This is a genomic window from Streptomyces sp. NPDC016469 (genome assembly GCF_040632905.1).
Taxonomy (GTDB): Bacteria; Actinomycetota; Actinomycetes; order Streptomycetales; family Streptomycetaceae; genus Streptomyces.
The window spans coordinates 179,487-204,002 of the sequence record NZ_JBEYCQ010000005.1 but is presented as its reverse complement, the minus strand read 5'-3'; the positions used below and the strand labels follow the sequence as shown (position 1 = coordinate 204,002).

Here is a 24,516-nt window from a genome sequence, read left to right as displayed (position 1 = left end):
CAACCACGCTACGGAGAGACCCCGCCCCCGCACGTCCTCCACCGGGAGGAACGGCCCCTGGCCCGCAGTAAGGAGCTCCCCCTAGGGGGTTGGACCCCCGGGTGGACCCCGGTCTCAGGGAGTGCACCCAGGGGTCCACGCCGCAGGGCGGAGAGGAGCTTCCTACCGGCGCCGGGGGGCGAGTGCCGCGCGTACGGCCGGGCTGAGGGCGGCGCGGGTCTCGGCCGGGGTGAGGGCGGCCGGGGTGGGGAGGGGGTTCAGATAGCGGGTGTAGATGATCCCGCCGAGCACGGTCACCACGGCGGTGGCGCGGGCGGTCGCGTCCGGTCCGCCGAGGAATTCAACGAGCCGCCCCAGCAGTTCCTGTTCCAGGTAGTCGCGGACGGCCTCCTCGGCGGCCTCGCCCCGGGTGGCGAGCCGGCGGAACTCGGCGTCCTCCCACAGGCCCGTCACCGCGTCGATGAGCCGTCCGGGCAGGGTGGCCGGATCACCGCCCAGCACCTCGTCCACCGCCAGCGCCTCGGCGCACCCGACCTGCATCACCTCGGCGAACAGGCCCTTCTTGGAACCGAAGTGATACGAGATCAGAGCCGGGTCGACCCCGGCGGCGGCGGCCACGGCGCGCAGCGTGGTGGCCCGGTAGCCGCGTTCCAGGAACAGCGCCCGCGCCGCCACGACGAGCGAAGCGCGGGTCGGCGGATTGCCCCGTGGACGGCCACGGGGCCTGGCGGGGGCGGACACGGCGTTATTCATCAGCGTTGAGCGTGCGGGGCGTGATCCGCACAGTCAAGGGAGTTCCCACCGCACCCCGAAGGAAGCAGCCCCGCCATGCGCATCACGCTCTTCGGCGCCACCGGCCCGACCGGACGCCACCTCACCGAGCAGGCCGTCGCCGCCGGTCACGAGGTCACCGCCGTCATCCGCCGTCCCGGTTCGCTGCGGGCCCGCCCCGGGGTCACCCCGGCCGTCGCCGACGCCACCGACCCGGCGGCCGTGGACGCCGCGGTCGAGGGGGCGGACGCGGTCCTGTCGGCTCTCGGCGCCCGCTTCAGCAAGCAGCCCATCACCCTGTACTCGCAGAGCGCCGCGGCCATCACGCGGGCCATGAGCCGGCACGGCGTGGGGCGGCTGCTGGTCGTCAGCTCCAGCATCGCCGACCCCGGCTGGCGGCCCACCGGGGCGCACTTCTTCAACCATGTGCTCGACCCGCTGGTGAACCGGCGCCTCGGCCGCACCCTGCACGCGGACATGCGCCGCATGGAGGACGTCGTCCGCCGCACGGCACTCGACTGGACCCTGGTCCGGCCGTCGGGCCTCTTCGAGCACCCGGAGGTCACCGACTACCGCACCGCCCCGTCCAGCGCCGACGGCGTCTTCACGGCCCGCCCCGACCTCGCCGCGAGCATGCTGCGCGAACTGGAGGAACGACGCCATGTCCGTACGGCCATGGGCGTCGTCACGACCGCCGTGAAGCCGAACATCGCCAAGCTGATCTGGAACGAGGGGGTGAGGAAGAAGTGAGCCGGGACCTGCCCCGCCTCACCGCCGCCGCCCGCGGCTTCCTCGCCCTCCCGCGCACCGCCACGCTCACCACGCTCCGCCCCGACGGCACCCCGCACGTCGCCCCCGTCCGCTTCACCTTCGACGCGGCCACCGGCCTCGCCCGGGTGACCACCCGGGCCGGCACCCGCAAGGCGCGCAATGTGGCGGCGGGCGGCCCGGCGGCCCGGGTCGCCCTCTGCCAGGCGGACGGGCCGCGCTGGATCACCCTCGAAGGCCGGGCGTCCGTCGACACCGATCCCGTACGCCTGGCGGAGGCGGTACGCCGCTACACCGCCCGGTACGGCTCCGCACCGCCCGCCCCGCCGGACCCGGTCGTCATCGAGATCACCGTCGACCGGGTGCTGCGCCTCAACGTATGAAGTCCTGCGACCTGAAAGCGATGTGACGCTCCGCCATGTCCACCGTTCCCGTCCTCGGCACCACCGTCCACTACCGCGAGTCGGGCGACCCCGACGGTCTGCCGTTCGTCTTCCTGCACGGCAACCCCACCTCCTCCCACCTCTGGCGCAACGTCCTGCCGGGGGTGGCCGCGCCCGGCCGCCGGCTGCTGGCCCCCGACCTCATCGGCATGGGCGACTCCGGGAAGCCCGGCCTCGCCTACTCCTTCGAGGACCACGCCCGGCACCTGGACGCCTGGTTCGACGCGCTCGGCCTGTCCGAGGCCGTACTGATCGGTCACGACTGGGGCGGCGCGCTCGCCTTCGACCGGGCCGCGCGCCTCCCGGGGGCCGTCCGCGCGCTCGCCTTCACGGAGACGATCGTCAAACCGCTGTACGGTGACGAGTTCCCGGCCGCCGGACGCGAGCTGTTCACCCTCCTGCGGACGCCCGGGGTGGGCGAGAGCATCGTCCTGGAGCAGAGCGCGTTCATCGAGGGGCTGCCGGGGACGCTCGCCACCCCGCTCGACCCCGCCGATCTCGACGTCTACCGCCGCCCCTTCCCGACCCCGGACAGCCGCCGCCCGGTCCTGGCGTGGACGCGCATGATGCCGCTGGACGGTGAGCCCGCCGACGTCGTGGCCCGTATCGAGCGCTACGACGCCTGGCTCGCCGCGAGCCCCGAGGTGCCCAAGCTCCTGGCCGCGTTCGAGCCCGGCCCCGGCGCCATGACCGACGCGGCGGCCGTGGCCTGGTGCGAGGCGAACATCGCGGGCCTGGAGGTCTCCCGCCACGGCCCGGCCGGCCACCACTCCCCGGAGGACCGTCCCGAGGAGCTGGCCTCGGCGATCAGCGCGTGGGCGGACCGGCACGGGCTGGGGGCGTGAAGCTCCGTGCGACGCGGACCGCCCGGCTCGGTGCCCCGTGCGGGGGCGGCGAGCCGGGCGGTCCGGGGTGTGCGGTGGGTCAGCCGTTGGCCGCCGCCGTCTCCGGGGCGGACGGGGTGTCCGCCTTGTCGGAGGCCGTGGCGGAGCCTCGTACCGCCGGGATGAAGGCGGAGATGGCGACCGCGATCAGGGCGACGCCGCAGCCGAAGATCAGGCCGGTGCGGAAGCCGGACTCCGAGGTGAAGGTGTAGCCGCCCGCCTCGGTGGTCATCTGGGCGAGGACCGCCCCGATCACGGCGGCGCCGACCGAGGTGCCGAGGGCGCGCATGAGGGTGTTGAAGCCGTTCGCGGCGGCGGTCTCGGAGGCCGGGACCGCGCTCATGATGAGGGCGGGCATCGCCCCGTACGCGAGGCCGACGCCGCTGCTGCTGACCATGAGGAACAGCATCAGGCCCCAGGCGGAACCCATCAGCAGGATGCCCAGGCCGTAGGCGGCGGCGATGACGAGGACGCCGCAGATCAGGGTGAACTTCGGGCCGCGGGCGTCGGTGAGCTTTCCGCCGAACGGGGAGACGACCATCATCATGATGCCGCCGGGGGCCATCCACAGGCCGGCCTGGAGCATCGTCTGGCCGAGCCCGTAGCCGGTGGCCTCGGGGAACTGGAGCAGCTGCGGCGCGATCAGCATGCCCGCGTACATGCCGAAGCCGACGAAGAGCGACGCGATGTTGGTGATGAGGACCCGGGGGCGGGCGGTGGTACGCAGGTCCACCAGCGGGTCCGTGGTGCGCAGCTCCCAGAAGCCCCAGGCGAGGAGGATCACGACGGCGGCGGCGAACAGGCCGATGGTCGTCGTGGAGCCCCAGCCCCAGTCGGCGCCCTTGGAGACGGCGAGGAGCAGCGAGACCAGGCCGGCCGCGAGGCCGAGCGCGCCGGGCACGTCGAAGCGCTGCCCCTTGGCGCCCGCCGGGACGTCCGGGATCAGGAACCAGATCAGCGCGCAGATCGCGGCGGCCAGCACGGCCGAGCCCCAGAACAGCACGCGCCAGCTGGCGTACTGGGCGACCGCCGAGGCGATCGGCAGCCCGAGCGCGCCGCCGATCCCGAGCGAGGCGCTGACCAGCGCGATGGACGAGCTCATCTTCTCCGGCGGCACCACGTCGCGCAGCAGGGCGATCCCGAGCGGGACCATGCCCATGCCCATGCCCTGGAGCCCGCGGCCGACGATCATCGGCACGACGGAGGACGAGAGCGCGCAGACCACCGAGCCGGCGATCAGCGGCACCGAGCAGGCGAGCAGCATCCGCCGCTTGCCCAGCAGGTCGCCGAGCCGGCCGGAGACCGGCACGCACACCGCGGAGACCAGCAGGGTCACGGTGATGACCCAGGCCGCGTTGGAGGACGAGGTGTCCAGGATCTTGGGCAGTTCCGCGATGAGGGGCGTGACCAGCGTCTGCATGACCGCTGCCACGGTGCCGGCGAAGGCCAGGGTGGCGACGACGGCGCCCGACCTCGCCGTCGGCTGGGGGGCATCCATGAAGGGGGGCTCCTTGGGGCATGGTCCCGCCTGCCGGGACAGCGACATGCATCGTACATGCCCAATGTGTCATACACATTATGTGTCACATACACATTCCATGCGAGAATGAGCCGCCGCCCACAAGCAGCAGAAGCAGGAGGCGCCCCCATGCCCAGGCCCACGGAAGAGGTGGAGTACGAGCAGATGCTGCTCGGCCGCCACAGCCTCGCCGACCACCGCGGCGGACGCCACAAATACGCCCTCCTCGACCGCAGCGCGTACATCCTGCTGAGCCGGCTCCGCGTCCAGGGCCCCATGTCCAACGGCGAACTCAGCGACGCCTTCGGCCTCGACGCCTCCACCCTCAACCGCCAGACCGCCGCCGTGACCCGCGCCGGCCTCGCCGAACGCATCCCGGACCCCGACGGCGGCATGGCCCGCAAGTTCCGCATCACGGACGAGGGCGCACGGCTCCTGGACGCGGAACGAGAACGCGTCGTGCGCTCCCTGGACCAGGTCATGCACGACTGGCCCGACGAGGACATCGCGGCCTTCGCCGACTACCTCAAACGGTTCAACAGCAGCATCGAGCAGCTCTCGCGCCGCCCCTGGCCGCGCCCCTGAGGGAACGTCAGCCGCGCGCCCTGTCCTGCGCGGGCACCTGTGCCGCGTCCTCCCGCGAAGTTTCCGCCGCCGGGGACACCCGCCCCGTCAGCGCCGCGAGCGAACTGCGCACATGGGCCATGTGGGCCCGGACCTCCTCGCGGCCCTCCTCGTGCACCCGCAGGACGCGCTCGGTCTCCCGCACCACCCGCTCCTCGCGCACCCGCGCCCGCGCGATCAGCTCGGCGGCCCGCGCCTCCGCGTCCTCCTGACCGTGCCGCGCGGCCTCCTCCGCCTCCGCCCGGGCCCGGCGCGCCGCCGCGAGATCCGCCTCCGCGCGCTCCATCAGCCCGGCGTGCTCCGCGGCCTGCGCCGCCTCGGCGTCCGCGAGCTCCCGCTCCGCCGCCTTCCACCGCTCGGCGTGCTCCTGCTCCTGGTGCGCCAGCACACTCGCCGTACGACTGCGGGTCGCCGCCATCGCGGACTCGGCCTCCTCGCGCAGCCCGGCCGCCTCGGCACGAGCCGCCTCCAGCTCCTCACCGGCCGCCGCCTCCGCCGCCGCCACCAGCTCACCGGCCGCGCTCTCCGCCGCCGCCCGGACCGCCTCCGCGTCCGTGCGCGCCGCGTCCCTCAGAGCCCGGGCCGCCGCGTCCGCCTCGTCCCGGAGCGCCTGCGCCTCCTCCTGGGCCGCACCCCGGAGCTCCCCGGCCTCCTCCTCCGCCAGCGCCAGGATCCGCTGCGCCCGCTCCCCCAGCGGCGCGTAGTCCGGCGGGGCCAGCCGCGCCACGGCCTCGTCCAGCCGGGCCGACTCCGCCGCCAGCTCCTCCGCCAGCTCCGTCAGCCGGGCCACCCGCGCCACGGCCTCGTCGCACTCCGCGGACAGGGCCGCCACCGCACGGTCCACCTGCTCCGGACGGTACCCACGGCCCCGTACACCGACGAACCCGTACGCGGACCCCGGTGCAGAACTCATCCCTGACGCCTCTTTCCGATCTTCCCGACTCCGACGCTCCGGCCAACGAGCGATAGGTCAAGGATGCGGCAATTGGTCGGGAAGTCTGAATCGATGCGGCGCTTTCCGGACGGAAGCGACCGGCATCACACACGGGAAAGGCGTGGTGCCCGGCCCCCCGCAAGGGACCGGGCACCACGCCCCGCACACGGAACGGTCAGATGAGGCCGTCCCACATCTGTTCCAGCAGCACCGACCACCAGCTCTCCGGCGACGCCAGCGCCGCCGCGTCCAGCGCCACCAGCTGCGCCTGGAAGTCCACCGTCCAGCGGCCCGCCTGCTCCGGGTTCAGGCCGTACCGCAGCCGCCACATCCGGCCCAGCAACGCCATACAGCGCACGAACTCCGGCAGCCCCGTGTTCACGAACTGCGGCGGCACCGGCGCACCACCCGGCCCCGACTCCACCGGCACCGCCACGATGTGCGCCGTGCCGTACTGGACGCAGACCGCCCGGCCGAAGTCCGAGCCCATCACCAGATACGACCCCGCGTCCGACGCGGGCTGCACCTGCCGCTGGGCCGCCAGCTCCGCCAGCGTCGGCACCACCGGCTGTCCCGGCTGCGCCCAGAAGAACGGCCCGAAGTCGGCGGGCAGACCCGCCCACACCAGGGTCCGCGCCACGATCTCCGGCACGCCCTGACGCGACACCGCTCGCTGGTCGAAGCGGAGGACACCCTGCGGACCGAAGGTCTGCATCATCTCCTCGGCCAGCGCCTCCGGCGGCACCGGCGGCGCCGGCTGCATCTGCGGCAGCGGAGCCCGCACCGGCGCGGGCCGCGCGGGACCGTCCGCCACCTGGTGCAGCTCACCCTGGTGCGTCAGCAGATGCTGCATCCCCTGCTGCCGGCTCGCGTGGTCCGTGCCGTACGGGGCGACCGACGTGATTCGCACCTGCGGCCAGGTCTCCCGGATCATCCGGGCGCAGTACCCGCCGGGCAGCTCACAGGACTCCAGCTCCGTGTGCAGCTCGATCACCTGCTGCGGCGGCACGTTCATCGCCCGCAGCTCGTGCAGCATCTGCCACTCCGGGTGCGGCGTACCCGGCGCCGAGCGGCGGATCAGCTGCTGCTCACTGCCGTCCGGCGCCCGGAACCGCAGCACCGCCTGATAGCCCGGACCCACGGTCGGCTGACCGGGCGGCGCCTGCGGATAGCCGTACGCGGGCGGCGCGCCCATCGGCGGACCCGGCGGCTGCGGCGCCCCCGGACCGGCCTGCGCCGGCCCCGCGAGCATCGTCGCCGCGTGATGCACCCCGCCCGGGCCGGGCGGAGGCATCGCCCCCGGCGGCGGAGGCGGCTGCTGCCCGACCGGCGCACCGGGCGGGCCGGGCGGCTGGGGCGCGCCCGGAACACCCGGCGGACCGGGCGGTTGCGGGACGCCCGGTCCGCCGGACGACGCGTTCGGGTCCGCGAACATCGTGGCCGCCTGGTGCACCCCGCCGGCGGGCGGCGGCGACGGCGGACCGGGCGGCTGCGGAGCCCCGGGCGGGCCCAGCTGGGAGACGAGCTGCGTCGGCACATAGCCGCCCGCGGGCGCGCCGGGCGCACCCGGACCCGAGGGCGGCGGCACGGGCGCACCCGGCCGGGCGCCCGGAGTACCGGGGGCACCGGGCGGCGGCACCGGCGCACCCGGCCGGGCGCCCGGAGTACCGGGGGCACCGGGCGGCGGCGGAGGCGTGCCCCCGCGCTGGGCGCGCGGCGTGATGGCCGCCTTGCTCGTCGCGGCGTCGGCGATGTCCCCCGGCCCGCCGGGCGGACCGGGAGGCGGGGTGTGCTGGGCGGGCGGCGGGGTGTGCTGCCCGGGCACGGGCGGACCGGGCACGCCCGTCCCTGGAACCGGCGGCCCCGGCACGGCGGTCCCCGGCACCGGCGGACCCGGCACCGGCGGACCCGTCGGCGGGCGCCCGCCGCCCAGGCTCGGCGCGATCGCGGTCTTCGGCAACTGGCTGCCGCCCGACATCAACGCCGTCGGCGCGTCCGCCGGGACGACCGGGGGCAGCTCCTCCTCGTCGTCGGCGCCCGACAGCGGCGGCGCGAACACCGTCGCCGGAAGCGCCACCTCCGCATCGTCCGAGTCCCCGTTCACATCGGTCCCCGCCCACGGCGTGGCCCCCACGGGCGGCTGCAGAGAGGACGCCGGCACGCCGTCCGACGCGGTCGGCTCGTACGCCACCGAACCGCCCTGCGAAGGCGACGAAGGCGACGGGATCGGCGCCGGCGGCGGGAAGGACGACGGAGCCTCCGGCGCGGGCGGCGGGGTGCCGTCCCGCTCCGCACGCCGGTCCGGGATGCCCAGCTTGTCCGCCGCCTCCTGAAGCCACTCCGGCGGACTCAGCAGGAACGACGTCTGATTCAGGTCCACCCGCTCGGGCGGCGCCGGGGCGGCCGGCTCCACTTCGTGCGCGCCGTACTCCTCCTCGTACCGCCGGATCACCTCACCGACCGGCAGCCCGGGCCACAGCGTCGCCTCACCGCTGTCCCGCGCGATCACCAGCCGCTGCCGGCCACCGTCGGAGACCGGTCCGTCCGCACGGTCCTCGGCCCACACCACGAATCCGAGTTCGAATTCACGTACACGCACCTCGCGATGCTGATACGCCGGAACGTCACCGTTCACCCACTCGTCCGCGCGCTCCTGCGCCTGAGCGAAGGTCACCATCGCGCTCACCCCTCCACCGGGACGGCCTGCGCGAAGCCGCCGTCCACCATCAGGTTCGCCACCGTCTCCAGCTCCGGCGGATTGCCCGCGAGCCGCTGGAGGAACGCGTCGAAGTCCTCACCGCACGGCAGCAGCAGCCGGTCCACCCGCTCCTGCACCGTCCAGCCGTCACGGTCCCGGGCGTCGTCGTACGCACAGAACCACACCGAACCCAGGCCCTCGCCCCGCACCTTCACCGCGAGCAGACCACCCTGCACGAAGGCGACACCGAGGTAGTCCTTCGTCAGGTGATCACGCAGGCACTTGTTGACGTACACCAGGTCGTTCACGGCGGCCTCCTCGCGCACCGTGAAGAACGGCTGGTCGATCAGGAGCCCCAGCTCCGCATCGAGCGCCGCACCCACCGGGGCCGAACCGCCCGCCGCCTTCAGGAACGAGCGGTACGCCCCCGGCAGCCGGTAACCGAGGTCCTCCTCGGCACCCAGGATCTGCTGCTCGCTCACCGCCACGGCGCCCTTCGGCAGCCGGAAGTGCGCCGGGCGCGTCTCCTGGAGCGGGCGCGTCCCCCGCTTGTCCTGGTCCACCTCCGTGGACGCCAGCCCACCGTGATGGCGCAGCAGCGCCTTCACCTCGACCGGGACCAGCTCCATCCGGCGGCCGCCCGGCACGTGGTGCCAGGTCCAGCCGTGCGGCGTCGCCACCGGCGGGATCGTGTCCCACAACTCGTGCCCCGCCTCGGCCAGCGCCGCGTTCGCGGACACGTAGTCCGTGAGCCGCAGCTCATCCACACCGAAACCCTGCGGAGGCTCCGCGATCTCCGCCGCGGCGCGCGCGTACGGCGAGAAGTCCGGACAGCCGTTCTCGTCCATCCGCACCCCTCTGGGGTGGCGGGACGCCCGGACCGGGTCCGGGAAGTGCACGAGCTGCCCGGCGTAGGCCGCGTTCGGTGGCGCGGCTTGCTGCCCGAGCCGACCTGTCGTCATGGCGGTTGCCCCCTGCTGCGTCTGGCTGATGAGGACCGACCTGCCCAGGAGGCGGTCCAGGCACAGCCTAAGCGGTGTCACCCGTACGGGGACCGGCCCCGCCGTCCCCTGGCCACAACCGTCACCAAACGTCACAACCAGGTGACGGACGGGCGACGGGAGCGCCACCGAACCGCGACACGCAGACACGTTTCACCGACCCAGCTTTCACAGGACCCGACACATTTGGCAGGCTGTCACCCGCAAACACGGGGGCGTGCACAGAAGGCAGCGGCCGCTGCGGGCACGGGAGGGACACAGCACCATGCACACCGCACACTCTGCACAGACCGTCACGACCGGAGACCCACGACTCAGCTGGAGCAGCACCGAGAAGGGCCCCGCGCCCCGCCTCGGCCAGCGACGCGACGGCATCCTGCCCGCCGTCGCCGCCGCCCTGTCCGTACGCGGCGAAACACTCACCTGCACCGCCGGCAAGGGCGACCAGCCGCCGGTACTCCACCACCTCGTCCAGGACTTCCTGGACACCCTCCCCAGCGCCCAGCGCGAACGGTTCACCGGCCGCTGCCCCGAGGCCATACTCCTCTCCCGGCACCTCACCGCCGCCGAGGCCGGGCGCTCCAAGCGCGCCCAGCGCAAGCCCCTCACCAACGGCGAGGCCCGCCGCGCCCTCAAGCACGCCCGGCTCACCGCCCGCCGCATCCGCGAGGACGGCGACCCCCTGCACGGCACCTACGCGGCGCCCTGCCGCTCCTGCGCCGTCATGCTCGCCCACTTCGGCGTACGCCCGGTCGACCTCACCGCGACCGGCGCGGCCACCAGCGCAGAGAAGAGCTGACCGCGCCATGCACGACCGCACCGACCTGCCCCGGCAGACCGGCCCCGACCGCCAGTCCACCACCCGCTTCCCCGTCGCCGTCGACGCCGCCCTGCGCGCCGCCGGCTGGGCGCCCGGCCGCTGGGACATCCGCCAGGCCGAGGAATGGGCCGACGCCCTGCGCTCGCACGCCTCGCCCGCCGGGCACCAGCACGCCGTCTTCCCGGCCGCCGTCGAGGCGTGGGCCGAGTTCGGCGGCCTCCGGATCACCGCCACGGCGCCCGGCCGCCAGATCGCACCGCCGGCCGTCCGCATCGACCCCCTGTGCGGGCTGCACCTGGCCCGCACCCTGGGCGACCTCGGCCGCGCGCTGGCGACCGAGGTCGCACCGCTCGGCGAGGAGGGGGACGGCCAGGCCGTCCTGGCGATCGACCTGACGGGGCGGGTGTACTCCATCGACCACACCGGGGACTGGTACCTCGGCCAGGACATCGACACGGCGCTGGCGACGCTGGTGACGGGGTTGCAGCCGGAGCGGCTGGTCTCGGGCTGAGGGGCCCGCCGGGCCGCGGCCTCACGCCGCGCGCGGGTGCGCGGTCGCGTCGGGCCCCCGGACTGCCGGTTCACGCCTGGCGCGGGGTCACCACCGCGAGGATTCCGTCCTCAAACGCCGGACCGGCTTGAAATGCCCCCGCCGGACGGGCCGGGAGCGGCGCCGCAGGCTTCAGGCGCCGCCCTCGTCCGGCAGGACCGCCGAGACCCGGAAGCCGCCCGCGTCCGTCGGGCCCGAGACGAAGACTCCGCCCAGGCCCAGCACGCGTTCGCGCATGCCGACGAGGCCGTTGCCACCGCTGGGCAGACCCGCGTCGGCCGTCGCCGCGTCCGTCGGGCCGTTCTCCACCTGCATGGCGACCTCGGCGCCCCGGTGCGCCAGCCGCACCCACGTCTTCGCGCCCGCCGCGTGCTTGTGGACGTTGGTCAGGGCCTCCTGCACCACCCGGTACGCGGTCTGCTCGACCTCGGGCGCGTACGTGCGGGCGGAGCCCTCGACCGACAGCTCCACGGTCATGCCCGCCGCCCGCGACTGGCCGACCAGCGCCTCCACCTCGTCCAGCCGCGGCCCGTCCTCCGCCGCGGCCTGCGCCGCCCGGCCCACGGAAGCCAGCGGCACCTGCTCCACCCGGGCCGTTGCCGGGTCACCGCTCCGCAGGACGCCCAGCATCTCGCGGAGCTCGGTGAGCGCCTGGCGCCCCATGTCACCGACCAGGGCCGCGTTGCGCACGGCCTTCGCGGGGTCCTTGGGCGCCACGGCCTGGAGCGCCGCCGCGTGCACGACCATCAGGCTCACCCGGTGGGCGACCACGTCGTGCATCTCGCGGGCGATCCGGGTCCGCTCCTCCGTACGGGCCCACTCGGCCCGCTCCTCGGCCCGGTCCGCGAGCAGCGACAGCTCCCGCTCCAGCGAGTCCGCGCGCTCCCGCAGGCTCTCCATCAGCCGGCGCCTGGCCCCTATGTACAGCCCGAACAGCACGGGCGGGGCGGTCAGCCCGACGGCCATGAAGAGGGACAGCATGGGCACGTACCAGTCGCCGGGCCCGAAGTCGGCGTTCTCGTCGACGCCTTGGCGCAGCCGTACGTACGTCACGATGAACGTCCCGACCAGGGCCATGCTCATCAGCACCGCGGTGATCCGCCGGGGCACCTCGGACGCGGCCAGCGTGTACAGCCCGACGAGGCCCATCAGGAAGCCCATCTCGGCGGGCGTCGTCGCGATCGAGACCAGCACCACGGCGATCGGCCACCGCCGCCGCACCAGCAGCACGGCCCCCGCGATCACCCCGAACACCACCCCGAAGGGCACCGGAAGCCCGGTGTCCCCCGCGAAGTCCACCCCTTCGAACCCGCACTCCACCGCCGACGCCAGCGCCAGTCCCACATCCAGCGCGACACTCCGTCGCCGTTCCCACCACCAGTAGCCACGGGTGGTCGGACCCGCCGCTTCCCGGTCTTCCCCCGTTGCGGTCATGGCATCCAGCGTACGGGCGCCCGCATCCCATTTTCGGGTGACCTGCGCAGCACGTCGTACGTTCGATCGGGGCCGAATGACGAACAACCGCCCGAAATAACGAATCGACCGCCCCTTCGACCCGGACGTCCGGATTCCGGACAACGCTTGGCGCATGACGGAGATCACGAGCAAGTACGCGGATTTCGAGGGCCTGCGCGAACGGGCGGTGGCGTTGCGGCGCGAGGGATTGAGCGTGCGCCAGATCCGGGACCGGCTGAAGGTCTTCAACAACGACATCCTCCACCGCCTCCTGGAGGGCGAGCCCCCACCGGGGTGGACCAAGCGCCCGCGCGCCAAGGACGACCTGAGGGCGAAGGCTCGGGAACTGCGGCTGGAGGGGAAGACGTACGACCAGATCCAGGTGGAGCTGGGATGCTCGAAGAGTTCGATCTCGCTGTGGGTACGGGATCTGCCGAAGCCCGCACCCCGCTACACGGAGGAAGAGCGCCTGGCGCTCATGAACGCCGGCCTGGCCGGTCTGCGCGCCGCCCGGGACGAGATGCGCGAGGCGACCAAGCGAGTGGCACGCGAGTCAGTGGGCCGGCTCTCCGACCGGGAACTCTTCCTGGCAGGGGTGACGCTCTACTGGGCCGAGGGCGCCAAGGACAAGCCCTACAGCCGCCGGGAGAACCTGGTCTTCATCAACAGCGATCCCCACGTCATCAAGGTGTACCTGACGTGGCTCGACCTGCTTGGTGTCACGCGGGAACGCCTGCACCTCCGCGTCAGCATCCACGAGACAGCGGACGTGGCGGCCGCCGAGGATTTCTGGGCGGCGCTGGCAGGAGTGCCGCGCACCGCGTTCAAGCGAGCCACCCTCAAGAAGCACCACCCGAAGACCAACCGCAAGAACACCGGAGCCACTTATCACGGCTGCCTCGTCATCTACGTGACCAAGAGTGCCGACCTCTATCGTCGCGTCGAAGGGGCTTGGTACGGCATAGTGTTGGGTGCCGATCGAGCAGACCGGAGTAATGTCCGGTTTAGCTCGAATTAATCCCCCGTGGTGTAATTGGCAGCACTGTGGCTTTTGGTGCCATCTGTCCGGGTTCAAGTCCTGGCGGGGGAGCTCCTGTACGCGGGCCCCGACCACCTAGGTCGGGGCCCGCGCCCATGTCCGGCCCGACACCCCCCGGTATCCTGCGGATGTCCACCACCCGAAGCCGAAGGGCCTATCCGTTGAGCTCCGTACGCCCGGCAGCCGTCGTCGTCCTCGCAGCGGGTGAGGGCACCCGCATGAAGTCGAAGACCCCCAAGGTTCTGCACGAGATCTCCGGGCGCTCGCTCGTCGGTCATGTCGTCGCCGCCTCCCGTGAGCTGGACCCCCAGCACCTCGTCGTGGTCGTGGGCCATGCCCACGAGCAGGTCACCGCCCACCTCAGCGGCGCCGACGCGCAGGTGCGCACCGCTTACCAGGCCGAGCAGAAGGGCACCGGGAACGCGGTGCGGGTCGCGCTCGACGAGCTGGGCGGGGGCGTCGAGGGCACCGTCGTCGTCGTGTGCGGGGACACCCCGCTGCTGTCCGGCGGGACGCTGGCCGCGCTCGCCGCCACGCACACCGCCGACGGCAACGCGGTCACCGTGCTCAGCGCCGAGGTGCCGGACTCCACCGGCTACGGGCGGATCGTGCGCGACGCGGCGAGCGGTGCGGTCACCGAGATCGTGGAGCACAAGGACGCCACGGACGAGCAGCGGGCGATCCGGGAGATCAACTCCGGGGTGTTCGCGTTCGACGGGAAGCTCCTGGCCGAGGCGCTCGGCCAGGTGCGGACGGACAACAGCCAGGGCGAGGAGTACCTCACCGACGTGCTGTCGATCCTGCGCGAGGCCGGGCGCCGGGTCGGCGCCTGCGTGGCGGGCGACCACCGGGAGATCCTGGGCATCAACAACCGCGTGCAGCTGGCGGAGGCCCGCCGGCTGCTGAACCAGCGGCTGCTCGAGCGTGCCATGACGGCCGGTGTGACCGTGGTCGACCCCGCCTCGACGCTGATCGACGTCACGGTGACGTTCGAGCGGGACGCGATCGTGCACCCGGGGACGCAGCTGCTGGGCGCCACGCACCTCGCGGAGGACGCCGAGGTCGGCCCGAACTCGCGGCTGACGGACACCGTCGTGCACGCGGGCGCGCGGGTGGACAACACGGTGGCGGACGGCGCCGAGGTGGGCCCGGGCGCGCTGGTGGGCCCGTACGCCTACCTGCGGCCGGGCACCAAGCTGGGGCCGAAGGCCAAGGCCGGGACGTACGTCGAGATGAAGAACGCGACGATCGGCGAGGGGACCAAGGTCCCGCACCTGTCGTACGTGGGTGACGCGACCATCGGCGACCACACCAACATCGGCGCCGCGAGCGTGTTCGTGAACTACGACGGGGTGGCCAAGCACCACACGACGATCGGGTCGCACTGCCGTACCGGGTCGGACAATATGTTTGTGGCGCCTGTCACGGTCGGGGACGGGGTTTACACCGCCGCCGGTTCGGTCATCACGAAGGACGTGCCGTCCGGTTCGCTGGCCGTGGCCCGGGGCCAGCAAAGGAATATCGAGGGTTGGGTGGCGCGCAAGCGTCCCGGAAGCGCTGCCGCGCAGGCGGCTCAGGCTGCGGAGGAGAGGCCGGCCGGCGAAAGCTGACCGGAAACAGGTGCGTCCCACACCGCGTACCGTGATAGGTGCTCACCCCATTTCGGCTGGCTCGTTGCACATCGGGACATCTGCGTGCGGCGCCAGGAACACGTCTGAGGAGACTGTGCTGTGACCGGGATCAAGACGACCGGCGAGAAGAAACTGATGTTCTTCTCCGGCCGCGCCCACCCCGAGCTGGCCGAGGAGGTCGCGCACCAGCTGGGTGTGGGCCTCGTGCCGACGAAGGCTTTCGATTTCGCCAACGGTGAGATCTACGTCCGCTTCCAGGAGTCGGCGCGCGGCGCCGACTGCTTCCTGATCCAGAGCCACACGGCTCCGATCAACAAGTGGATCATGGAGCAGCTGATCATGATCGACGCGCTGAAGCGCGCGTCGGCCCGTTCGATCACGGTGATCGTGCCGTTCTACGGCTACGCCCGCCAGGACAAGAAGCACCGCGGCCGCGAGCCGATCTCGGCCCGTCTGATCGCGGACCTGATGAAGACGGCGGGCGCGGACCGGATACTGACCGTCGATCTGCACACGGACCAGATCCAGGGCTTCTTCGACGGCCCGGTGGACCACCTGTTCGCGCTGCCGATCCTGGCGGACTACGTGGGCGCCAAGGTGGACCGTTCCAAGCTGACGATCGTCTCGCCGGACGCCGGCCGGGTGCGCGTCGCCGACCGCTGGTGCGACCGGCTCGACGCCCCGCTGGCGATCGTGCACAAGCGCCGTGACAAGGACGTCGCCAACCAGGTGACCGTCCACGAGGTCGTCGGCAATGTGAAGGGCCGGGTCTGCGTCCTGGTCGACGACATGATCGACACGGGCGGCACGATCTGCGCCGCCGCCGACGCCCTGTTCGCGCACGGCGCCGAGGACGTCATAGTGACGGCGACGCACGGTGTGCTCTCGGGCCCCGCGGCGGACCGCCTGAAGAACTCGAAGGTCAGCGAGTTCGTGTTCACGGACACCCTGCCGACGCCGGGTGAGCTGGAGCTCGACAAGATCACGGTGCTCTCGATCGCCCCGACGATCGCCCGCGCGGTGCGCGAGGTCTTCGAGGACGGCTCGGTCACGAGCCTGTTCGAGGAGCAGTAGGAGCGGTCGGACCGGGGCGGCGAGTGCGCCGTCGTTGATCCACTTTGGGGTGCGGCCTCCCCGCCGGGTAGACTCAGCGAGTTGCTCGGCGAGGGAGGCCGTACTCATGTACGGCGATCCGTTATCGGCGCGCTCTTCGTAGCAGGCCAGTTGTTGGCCGGGTGACCGTTCGTTCTTCCGTCACCTCACGAGGAGTGCCGCCATGGCCGAGATCAAGCTCGCCGCCCAGGTCCGTACCGAGTTCGGCAAGGGTGCCGCCCGCCGCGCGCGCCGTGCCCAGCAGGTCCCCGCGGTCGTCTACGGCCACGGCGCCGAGTCCGTCCACATCACGCTCCCGGCCCACGAGCTGCAGCTCGCGCTCCGTACCGCCAACGTCCTGATCGGCATCGAGCTCGACGGCAAGGACGCCCTGGTCATCCCGAAGGCCGTGCAGCGCAACCCGCTCAAGGGCGACATCGAGCACGTCGACCTGCTGACCGTGAAGCGCGGCGAGAAGGTCAACGTCGAGATCGCGGTGCACGTCGAGGGCGACCTGGCCCCGGGCGGCAACCTGCTCGAGTACGTGCAGAACACCCTGCTCGTCGAGGCCGAGGCCACCCACATCCCCGAGTCCGTCACGGTCTCCGTGCAGGGTCTGGACGCCGGTGCGTCGATCCTCGCCAAGGACATCCCGCTGCCCAAGGGCTCCGTGCTCGCCGGTGACGAGGATGCCATCGTGCTCCAGGTCGTCGCCGCGCAGGCCGAGGAGCCGGCCGCCGAGTCCGCCGAGGGTGAGGGCGAGGAGGGCTGAGTCCCGTCCCGCCTGCTTGACTGACGGGGCGGTGGTCTCCCTTTACGGGAGCCGCCGCCCCGTTTTCCCGTCCATGCCCGCTGTGCACGGACGCACCGTGCACGAACGAGGAGACTTCGCGCGATGTCCGACGCCACCGACCCCTGGCTGATCGTGGGGCTGGGCAATCCCGGCCCCGAGTACGCGGCGAACCGGCACAACGTCGGTTTCATGGTCGCCGACCTGCTCGCCGAGCGGATCGGCGGCAGGTTCAAGCGTGCCCCGAAGGCACAGGCGCAGGTGCTGGAGGGCCGGATCGGTCCGCCCGGGCCGCTGAGCCGCCGGGTGGTGGTCGCGAAGCCGATGTCGTACATGAATCTGTCCGGGGGTCCGGTGGCGGCGCTGCGGGACTTCTACAAGGTGCCGCTGGACCATGTGGTGGCGGTCCACGACGAGCTGGACATCGATTACGGGACGCTGCGGCTGAAGCTGGGCGGCGGGGACAACGGGCACAACGGGCTGAAGTCGATGACGAAGGCGATGGGTGCGGACTATCACCGGGTGCGGTTCGGGATCGGCCGGCCGCCGGGGCGGATGCAGGTCGCGGACTTCGTGCTGAAGGACTTCTCGTCCGCTGAGCGCAAGGAGCTGGCGTTCGAGGTGGACCGGGCGGCGGACGCGGTGGAGTGTCTGCTGGCGGAGGGTCTGGAGCGGGCGCAGTCCGCGTACAACTGCTGAGGGGTACGGGTCCGGCCCGACCGGTCGCGCGGGGGGCGGCCGAGGTGGTGCGGGCGGGTGCCGACGTGCGACGGGGCGCGGGGAGGAGATCCCCGCGCCCCGTCTGCGTGTGTGGCCGGGTCAGCCGGTGTTGCGGAGGCCCGCGGCGACGCCGTTGACGGTGAGCAGCAGGGCGCGGGCGAGGAGGGGGTCCTCTTCCTCGCCGCGTTCGGCGGCCTGGCGCTGGCGGGCGAGCAGGGAGACCTGGAGGTAGGAGATCGGGTCCAGGTAGGCGTCGCGGATGGAGAAGGTCTGCTGGAGCACCGGGTTGGTGTCGAGCAGCTTCTCGCCGCCGGTGACGCGCAGGACTTCCTGGACGGTGAGGGCGTGTTCGGCCTCGATGACGTCGAAGACGTGCTTGAGCTCGTCGGGGACGAGGGTGTCGACGTAGTGCCGGGCGATGCGCAGGTCGGTCTTGGCGAGGGTCATCTCGACGTTGGAGATGAAGTTGCGGAAGAAGTGCCACTGCTCGTGCATCTCTTCCAGGACGGTGTCGAGACCGGCCTCGCGCAGGGCCTTGAGGCCGGAGCCGACGCCGAACCAGCCGGGGACGATCTGGCGGGACTGGGTCCAGCCGAAGACCCACGGGATGGCGCGGAGTCCGTCGAGGGAGACGCCGGAGCCGGGGCGGCGGGAGGGCCGTGAGCCCAGGTGCAGGTTGGCGAGCTGGTCCACGGGGGTGGAGGCGAGGAAGTACGACGGCAGGTCGGGGTCCTCGACCAGCTTGCGGTACGCGGCGTGGGCGGCGTCCGAGACGGTGTCCATGGCCGCGTCCCAGCGGGCGAGGGCCTCGTCGGACTGGCGGGGTGCGGTGTGCAGGGCGGATGCCTGGAGGGTGGCCGCGACGGTCAGTTCCAGGTTCTCGCGGGCGAGTGCCGGGATGAGGTACTTGTCGGAGATGACCTCGCCCTGCTCGGTGACCTTGATCTCGCCCTCCAGGGTGCCCCAGGGCTGGGCGAGGATGGCGTCGTGCGAGGGGCCGCCGCCGCGGCCGACGGTGCCGCCGCGGCCGTGGAAGAGGCGGAGCCGTACGCCGTAGCGGTGGGCGACGTCGCGCAGGCGGCGCTGGGCGCGGTGGATCTCCCACTGGGAGGTGGTGATGCCGCCGAACTTGGAGGAGTCGGAGTAGCCGAGCATGACCTCCTGGACGTCGCCGCGCAGGGAGACGAGGCGTCGGTAGGAGGGGTCGGCGAGCATCTCGTCGAGGATGACGTCGGCGGCGCGCAGTTCGTCGGTGGTCTCCAGGAGCGGCACGATGCCGATCTTGGCCCAGCCGCCGTGGAGGTCGATGAGGCCGGCCTCGCGGGCGAGGACGGCGGCGGCGAAGACGTCGTCGGCGCCCTGGCACATCGAGATGATGTAGGACTCGATGACCTCGGGGCCGAAGCGCTCGAAGGCTTCCTTGATGGTGTGGAAGACGCCGAGGGTCTTCTCGCCGGCGGCGTCGAGCGGGGCCGGCGTGGGGGCGAGGGGGCGGCGGGAGCGGAGTTCCTTGGCGAGGAGCTTCTGCCGGTAGTCGCGGGGCATGTCGGCGTAGCGCCAGGATTCCTCGCCGAGCCGGTCGAAGAGCTGGCCGAGGGTGTGGTGGTGGGCGTCGGCGTGTTCGCGGACGTCCATGGTGGCGAGTTGGAGGCCGAACGCGGAGAGCGTGCGGATGGTGCGGTCCATGCGGCCGTCGGCGACGATGCCGGCCTTGTGGCGGCGCAGGGAGTCCTGGATGAGGGCGAGGTCGCTGACGAGTTCGGCGGTGCCGAGGTAGTCGCAGCCGGGGCGGTGGGGGCGGCCGCTGGCGAGGCGTTCGCGGGTGTTGACGAGCTTCTGGCGGATGCAGGTGGCCTTGAGCCGGTAGGGCTCCTCGGCGTTCAGCCGCTTGTAGCGGGGGCTGATCTCGGGGAGGAGGTCCAGGTCGGCCTGGAGGGAGGCGAGGAGTTCGTCGGTGGCGCCGGTGTAGCGGATGGAGTTGGAGAGCAGTCCGCGGAGCTGGTCGACCAGTTCGAGGGCGTCGGTGATGCCGTGCTCGTGCTGGAGGATGAGGACGTCCCAGGTGACCTGGGGGGTCACGTTGGGGTTGCCGTCGCGGTCGCCGCCGATCCACGTGCCGAAGGTGAGGGGGCGGGTGCCGGCGGGGAGCTCGACCCCGACGCGCTCCAGTTCGGCGGCCAGGTCCTCCAGGACGTCGCCGACGGCGTTGGCGTGCAGTTCGTCCAGGTAGTAGATCGCGTTCCGGGCCTCGTCGGTGGGCTCGGGTCGTACGACGCGGAGTTCGTCGGTCTGCCAGATGAGGTCGATGTTCTCGGCGAGCCTGAGGTCCTGGCGGCGGCGGTCGGCCTCGATGACCGGGGTTTCCAGGAGGGCGGCGATGCGGCGGAGCTTGTTGAGGACGGAGCGCCGGGCGGCCTCGGTGGGGTGCGCGGTGAAGACGGGGCGCACGTTGAGGTTCTTGACGGTGGCGCGCAGGTGCTCGGGGTCGGCGTCCTTGAGGCGGTCGGCGGTGCGGGCCAGGAGGCCGCCCTCGGCGGACCGGCGGTCGCGCATTTCGTGGGCGCGGTGGACCTGCTCGGTCACGTTGGCCAGGTGGAAGTAGGTGGAGAAGGCGCGGACGAGCTTGGCGGCGGTCTCCAGGCCGGTGTCGCCGAGGAGCTCGGCGGCGGCCTCGCCGTCGGTGCGGGTCAGGGCGCGTACGCGCTCGACGAGGTCGAGGAGTTCCTGACCCTCTTGGCGTACCAGGGTCTCGCCCAGCAGGTCGCCGAGGCGGCGGATGTCGGCGCGCAGCTCGGGGCTGGCGGCGGGGGTCTGGTCGGCACTGCTCACAGTGTGCGGCTCCTTGCAGTGGTGGTGCACGGGACCCGGGGCCGCGGTCGGCGGATGCCGACGCCACCCCGGAAAGCAGGGTGCGGACCGCGCTGTCCGACCTCTCCAGGATAGGTGTCCGTGCTTTCGGTGCTGTTCGCGCCCCGGACGGCCGTCCGTGTTGTCGGGGGGTCCGTCCGGGGTACGCGGTGTGTGTCTACCCGGTATTCGTGCGTCTGTGCGCGGTGTTTCGCCCTCTCGTGGGCGGGCCTTCGCACTGCCATACTTACGAGGCCGTAGGTTACGGGTGCGTAACCACGGTTGTCCGTCCCGTTCTCACCCTCAGGGGACTCCCCATGAAGACCAGCCCCGATGTGATCGAGGCCGCCACCCCGGCGGCCGGTGGTCAGGCTCTTCCCTCCGCCACGCTCGGCGGGGACGACAAGCGGTCGATCGAGCAGATCGCGCTCCTGCTGTTCATCGTCGTGCCGTTCGTGGCCCTGGTGGCGGCGGTGCCGCTGGCCTGGGGCCGCGGGGTGAGCTGGCTCGATCTGGGTCTGCTGGTGGCGATGTACTTCATCGGCTGCCACGGCATCACGATCGGCTTCCACCGGTATTTCACGCACGGTTCGTTCAAGGCGAAGCGTCCGCTCCGCATCGCGCTCGCGGTGGCGGGTTCGCTGGCCGTCGAGGGCCCTCTGGTGCGCTGGGTGGCCGATCACCGCAAGCACCACCGGTTCTCGGACGCGGACGGTGACCCGCACTCGCCGTGGCGGTTCGGCGAGACGCTGCCGGCGCTGCTGAAGGGCCTGTGGTGGGCCCACATCGCATGGATGTTCGACGAGGAGCAGACCCCGCAGCAGAAGTACGCGCCGGACCTGATCAAGGACCCGGCGATCCGCCGGATCTCGCGCCACTTCCTGACCTTCACGATCATCTCGCTGGCGATCCCCCCGCTGGTCGGCGGCCTGGTGACGATGTCGTGGTGGGGCGCGGCGACGGCGTTCTTCTGGGGCTCGCTGGTACGGGTGGCGCTGCTGCACCACGTGACGTGGTCGATCAACTCGATCTGCCACGCGGTCGGCAAGCGCCCCTTCAAGTCGCGGGACAAGTCCGGCAACGTGTGGTGGCTGGCGGTCCTGTCGTGCGGCGAGTCCTGGCACAACCTGCACCACGCGGACCCGACGAGCGCGCGGCACGGCGTGATGCGCGGTCAGATCGATTCGAGCGCGCGTCTCATCCGCTGGTTCGAGCAGGCCGGCTGGGCGTACGACGTGCGCTGGCCGGACGAGGCCCGTATCGAGTCCCGGCGCAACCGCGCGGCGGCCGACGCGGCATGATGGACGACGTGGCGACCGACTCCAGCGCAGGCAGCGAGAACACCCGTACACCTTCGTCCCGGCGGGCCCGCCGGGTGCGGATGACGGGGAAGGAGCGCCGCGAGCAGCTGCTGGACATCGGTCGCACCCTGTTCGCCGACAAGGGCTTCGAGGGCACGTCGGTCGAGGAGATCGCGGCCCGCGCGGGGGTGTCGAAGCCTGTCGTCTACGAACACTTCGGCGGCAAGGAGGGGCTGTACGCGGTCGTGGTGGACCGGGAGATGCGCCAGCTCCTGGACATGGTGACGAGTGCCCTGACCGCGGGGCACCCCCGGGAGCTCCTGGAGCAGGCGGCGTTCGCGCTGCTGGACTACATCGAGACGTACACCGACGGGTTCCGCATCCTGGTCCGGGACTCCCCGGTCGCCCAGTCGACGGGCACCTTCGCCTCCCTGATCAGCGACATCGCCACCCAGGTCGAGGACATCCTGGGCCTGGAGTTCAAGGCCCGGGGCTTCGATCCGAAGCTGGCCCCACTGTACGCGCAGGCGCTGGTGGGCATGGTGGCGCTGACCGGCCAGTGGTGGGTGAACGCGCGCAAGCCGAAGAAGGCGGAGGTCGCGGCCCATCTGGTGAACCTGGCCTGGCACGGTCTGGAGAACCTGGAGTCGAAGCCGCGGCTGATAGGACACCGCAGGAGCTGACGGCCGAAGCAGTCTTGTTTCATCGGTAAACCACTTCAGTCCCGGCAGTCACAGTTGTAGAGTCTGTGAACATCCCGGGAATGCCTCACCCTGCGCGTGACGCACTCGTGAAGGCCGTTCTCCCGGTTCCACCACGTACCCCTGGGGGGGCTTTGACTTCTGTGGAACCCGGCCGTGCCATGCCCGCACGCTCGAAGCGTGCGCGGCGGCTCGCCGCCTGCACCGCTCTCGTCCTCTCGGCCGGCATGCTGCTGGCCGCTCCGGCCTCGGCCGATGACGCGGCGCCCGCGCCGCACCGCGCCACCCAGCCGCGCGTCCCCGCCCTCGACGCGCAGCCCACGCTGACCCTGCCCGCGCCCACCGCGAAGAAGAAGTCGCGGGCGGCGGGGGTCGAGGGCGCGCAGGCGGCGGTCGTTCCCGCCGCGCCGCGCTTCGACGTCACCGGCGACGGCAACAGCGACATGCTGTACCGCGCGATCGACGACAACCTGTACATCAGTCCGGCGGGCAGCGCCGACGACTACCCGTACTACATCGGTATGGACGACGTCGACGAGAAGTACAAGGACATCATCACGCCGGGCGACCTGAACCAGGACGGCAGCCCGGAGATCCTCACGCTGTCCGCGTCCGGCACGCTCTCGCTCCGCTCGGGCCAGGACTCCACCGGGGCGTCCTACCCCTACTGGAGCGGCACCGGCTGGCAGCGGTACAACAAGGTCGTCTCGGCGGGCGACCTGAACGGCGACGGCCGCGGCGACCTGCTGGCCCGCACCCCGTCGGGCGACATCTACCTGTACACCGCCACCGGCAACCTGGGCAGCGCGCCCTTCAAGGCCGGCGTCAGGGTGGGCTACGGCTGGGGCTCGTACGACCAGATCGTCGGCGCCAACGACGTCAACGGCGACGGGATCGGCGACCTCTACGCCCGTACGCCCGCCGGTGACCTGTACTACTACGCGGGCACCGGGAAGGCCTCGGCGCCGTACAAGGCGCGCGTCAAGGCCGGTTACGGCTGGGACATCTACAACCAGATCATCCCGGCCGACGACTACACCGGCGACGGCCTCGGTGACCTGCTGGCGCGCACGCCGGGCGGCGCACTGTACTTCTACGAGTCCACCGGCTACGGCACCTTCCTCAAGCGGAGGGGCGGCGGTACCGGCTGGAACGCCGCGTCCCTCTTCGCGGGTCAGGGCGGCAACCCCGACTTCGGCAAGAACGAGCTGATGACGCGTACCAAGGGCGGCACGCTCTACTGGTACTACGCGAAGAACAACGGCAAGCTCAGCGCCCGCATTCAGGCGAGCGACAGCGGCGGCTGGGCCGGGGCGAACATCAACTTCCCGTCGTCGCTCGACAAGGACGGCTACGCCGACCTGCTGGAGACGTACAACGGCACGCTCTACAACGAGGGCACGGGCCTCGGCGGCGGCTGGAGCGGCTACACCGCCCTCGTGGGCCCCGGCGACCTCAGCGGCGACGGCAAGGGCGACCTGCTCGGCCGCACCAAGTCCGGCAGCCTGTACCTGTTCAAGGGCAACGGGCTCGGCACCAAGCTCGCGGCCAGGATCAAGGTCGGCTACGGCTTCAACACGTACAACAAGATCGTCGGGGCGGGTGACCTCAGCGGTGACGGCCTCGCGGACGTCGTGGCCCGCGACACCAAGGGCAACCTGTACCTGTACAAGGGCACGGGCAACGCCACCAAGCCGCTCAAGGCCCGCGTCAAGCTCGGCTACGGCTACAACACGTACAAGCAGCTCGCGGCCCCGGGTGACCTGGACGGCGACGGCAAGGCCGACCTGGTCGGCGTCGACGGCAAGGGCGACGTGTACCGCTACTCGTCCACCGGCACCGGCAAGATCAGCAAGCGCGTCAAGATCGGCTACGGCTGGGACATCTACAACGGCCTCTACTAGGCCCGCGTGACCGCCCCATCGTGA

General features: G+C 72.1%; 21 protein-coding genes and 1 tRNA gene. 15 read left to right on the top strand and 7 right to left on the bottom strand.

The genetic code is table 11. From position 1 onward, the window contains the following. Positions 1 to 162: 162 nt before the first annotated feature. Complete coding sequence (locus ABZ565_RS07645; protein WP_361021618.1) at positions 163 to 753, bottom strand: TetR family transcriptional regulator; 591 nt, start codon at positions 751 to 753, stop codon at positions 163 to 165. A gap of 75 nt (positions 754 to 828) precedes the next feature. On the opposite strand from ABZ565_RS07645, the gene ABZ565_RS07640 reads away from it, so the two are divergent. From ABZ565_RS07640 to ABZ565_RS07630, 3 genes are read left to right on the top strand one after another with little or no spacing between them, the layout of a single operon-like run. Then, entirely contained in the window at positions 829 to 1,521 is a 693-nt protein-coding gene (locus ABZ565_RS07640) for an NAD(P)H-binding protein (RefSeq protein WP_361021615.1), read from the top strand. Further along, positions 1,518 to 1,922: a TIGR03618 family F420-dependent PPOX class oxidoreductase gene (locus tag ABZ565_RS07635; RefSeq protein WP_361021612.1), complete on the top strand. Its 405-nt coding sequence runs from the start codon at positions 1,518 to 1,520 to the stop codon at positions 1,920 to 1,922. The genes ABZ565_RS07640 and ABZ565_RS07635 overlap by 4 nt, the downstream gene beginning before the upstream one ends. A gap of 35 nt (positions 1,923 to 1,957) precedes the next feature. Next, on the top strand, positions 1,958 to 2,827 hold the full coding sequence (locus tag ABZ565_RS07630; protein WP_361021609.1) for a haloalkane dehalogenase: 870 nt from the start codon (positions 1,958 to 1,960) through the stop codon (positions 2,825 to 2,827). Between the two features lie 79 nt (positions 2,828 to 2,906). Here ABZ565_RS07630 and ABZ565_RS07625 read toward each other — a convergent pair whose 3' ends face one another. Further along, entirely contained in the window at positions 2,907 to 4,364 is a 1,458-nt protein-coding gene (locus tag ABZ565_RS07625) for an MFS transporter (RefSeq protein WP_361021606.1), read from the bottom strand. Positions 4,365 to 4,514: 150 nt separating this feature from the next. Here ABZ565_RS07625 and ABZ565_RS07620 point away from each other — a divergent pair, with 150 nt between their 5' ends. Further along, a complete protein-coding gene (locus ABZ565_RS07620; protein ID WP_361021603.1) occupies positions 4,515 to 4,970 on the top strand; it encodes a MarR family transcriptional regulator in 456 nt (151 codons plus the stop codon). A 7-nt stretch (positions 4,971 to 4,977) separates the two neighbouring features. Here the strand turns inward: ABZ565_RS07620 and ABZ565_RS07615 are convergent, their stop codons facing one another. The 3 genes from ABZ565_RS07615 to ABZ565_RS07605 form a co-directional block, all read right to left on the bottom strand. Continuing rightward, complete coding sequence (locus ABZ565_RS07615) at positions 4,978 to 5,922, bottom strand: cellulose-binding protein (protein WP_361021600.1); 945 nt, start codon at positions 5,920 to 5,922, stop codon at positions 4,978 to 4,980. Positions 5,923 to 6,118: 196 nt separating this feature from the next. Then, entirely contained in the window at positions 6,119 to 8,620 is a 2,502-nt protein-coding gene (locus ABZ565_RS07610; protein ID WP_361021597.1) for an SUKH-4 family immunity protein, read from the bottom strand. A 5-nt stretch (positions 8,621 to 8,625) separates the two neighbouring features. After that, on the bottom strand, positions 8,626 to 9,603 hold the full coding sequence (locus tag ABZ565_RS07605; protein WP_361021594.1) for an SMI1/KNR4 family protein: 978 nt from the start codon (positions 9,601 to 9,603) through the stop codon (positions 8,626 to 8,628). 304 nt (positions 9,604 to 9,907) lie between these two features. Here ABZ565_RS07605 and ABZ565_RS07600 point away from each other — a divergent pair, with 304 nt between their 5' ends. Together ABZ565_RS07600 and ABZ565_RS07595 are read left to right on the top strand one after the other, a co-directional pair. Then, on the top strand, positions 9,908 to 10,441 hold the full coding sequence (locus ABZ565_RS07600; RefSeq protein WP_361021591.1) for a YwqJ-related putative deaminase: 534 nt from the start codon (positions 9,908 to 9,910) through the stop codon (positions 10,439 to 10,441). 7 nt (positions 10,442 to 10,448) lie between these two features. Beyond that, a complete protein-coding gene (locus tag ABZ565_RS07595; RefSeq protein ID WP_361021588.1) occupies positions 10,449 to 10,973 on the top strand; it encodes an SUKH-3 domain-containing protein in 525 nt (174 codons plus the stop codon). Between the two features lie 171 nt (positions 10,974 to 11,144). On the opposite strand, the gene ABZ565_RS07590 is transcribed toward ABZ565_RS07595, so the two are convergent. Further along, positions 11,145 to 12,446 (bottom strand): histidine kinase, encoded by a 1,302-nt coding sequence (locus ABZ565_RS07590; RefSeq protein WP_361021585.1) that lies wholly within the window; start codon positions 12,444 to 12,446, stop codon positions 11,145 to 11,147. 154 nt (positions 12,447 to 12,600) lie between these two features. On the opposite strand from ABZ565_RS07590, the gene ABZ565_RS07585 reads away from it, so the two are divergent. From ABZ565_RS07585 to pth, 6 genes are all read left to right on the top strand, one after another. Then, the gene (locus ABZ565_RS07585) at positions 12,601 to 13,485 is read left to right on the top strand and encodes a hypothetical protein (RefSeq protein WP_361021582.1); all 885 of its coding nucleotides are present in this window, start codon (positions 12,601 to 12,603) and stop codon (positions 13,483 to 13,485) included. Continuing rightward, positions 13,486 to 13,557: transfer RNA gene (locus tag ABZ565_RS07580), tRNA-Gln, on the top strand. It begins immediately after the preceding gene. A 110-nt stretch (positions 13,558 to 13,667) separates the two neighbouring features. Next, positions 13,668 to 15,116 (top strand): bifunctional UDP-N-acetylglucosamine diphosphorylase/glucosamine-1-phosphate N-acetyltransferase GlmU, encoded by a 1,449-nt coding sequence (gene glmU / locus ABZ565_RS07575; protein WP_361021579.1) that lies wholly within the window; start codon positions 13,668 to 13,670, stop codon positions 15,114 to 15,116. Between the two features lie 120 nt (positions 15,117 to 15,236). Beyond that, positions 15,237 to 16,211: a ribose-phosphate diphosphokinase gene (locus tag ABZ565_RS07570; RefSeq protein WP_361021576.1), complete on the top strand. Its 975-nt coding sequence runs from the start codon at positions 15,237 to 15,239 to the stop codon at positions 16,209 to 16,211. A 202-nt stretch (positions 16,212 to 16,413) separates the two neighbouring features. Further along, the gene (locus ABZ565_RS07565) at positions 16,414 to 17,001 is read left to right on the top strand and encodes a 50S ribosomal protein L25/general stress protein Ctc (RefSeq protein ID WP_361021573.1); all 588 of its coding nucleotides are present in this window, start codon (positions 16,414 to 16,416) and stop codon (positions 16,999 to 17,001) included. 123 nt (positions 17,002 to 17,124) lie between these two features. Then, complete coding sequence (gene pth / locus ABZ565_RS07560; RefSeq protein WP_361021570.1) at positions 17,125 to 17,718, top strand: aminoacyl-tRNA hydrolase; 594 nt, start codon at positions 17,125 to 17,127, stop codon at positions 17,716 to 17,718. A gap of 120 nt (positions 17,719 to 17,838) precedes the next feature. On the opposite strand, the gene ppc is transcribed toward pth, so the two are convergent. Beyond that, a complete protein-coding gene (ppc, locus tag ABZ565_RS07555) occupies positions 17,839 to 20,568 on the bottom strand; it encodes a phosphoenolpyruvate carboxylase (RefSeq protein WP_361021567.1) in 2,730 nt (909 codons plus the stop codon). Positions 20,569 to 20,903: 335 nt separating this feature from the next. Here ppc and ABZ565_RS07550 point away from each other — a divergent pair, with 335 nt between their 5' ends. The 3 genes from ABZ565_RS07550 to ABZ565_RS07540 all read left to right on the top strand — a co-directional run bounded on the left by ABZ565_RS07550 (position 20,904) and on the right by ABZ565_RS07540 (position 24,492). Next, positions 20,904 to 21,887, top strand: coding sequence for a fatty acid desaturase (locus ABZ565_RS07550; RefSeq protein ID WP_361021564.1), 984 nt, complete (start codon positions 20,904 to 20,906; stop codon positions 21,885 to 21,887). Beyond that, positions 21,884 to 22,570, top strand: coding sequence for a TetR/AcrR family transcriptional regulator (locus tag ABZ565_RS07545; RefSeq protein ID WP_361021561.1), 687 nt, complete (start codon positions 21,884 to 21,886; stop codon positions 22,568 to 22,570). The genes ABZ565_RS07550 and ABZ565_RS07545 overlap by 4 nt, the downstream gene beginning before the upstream one ends. Before the next feature lie 179 nt (positions 22,571 to 22,749). Then, complete coding sequence (locus ABZ565_RS07540; RefSeq protein ID WP_361021558.1) at positions 22,750 to 24,492, top strand: VCBS repeat-containing protein; 1,743 nt, start codon at positions 22,750 to 22,752, stop codon at positions 24,490 to 24,492. Positions 24,493 to 24,516 lie beyond the last annotated feature (24 nt).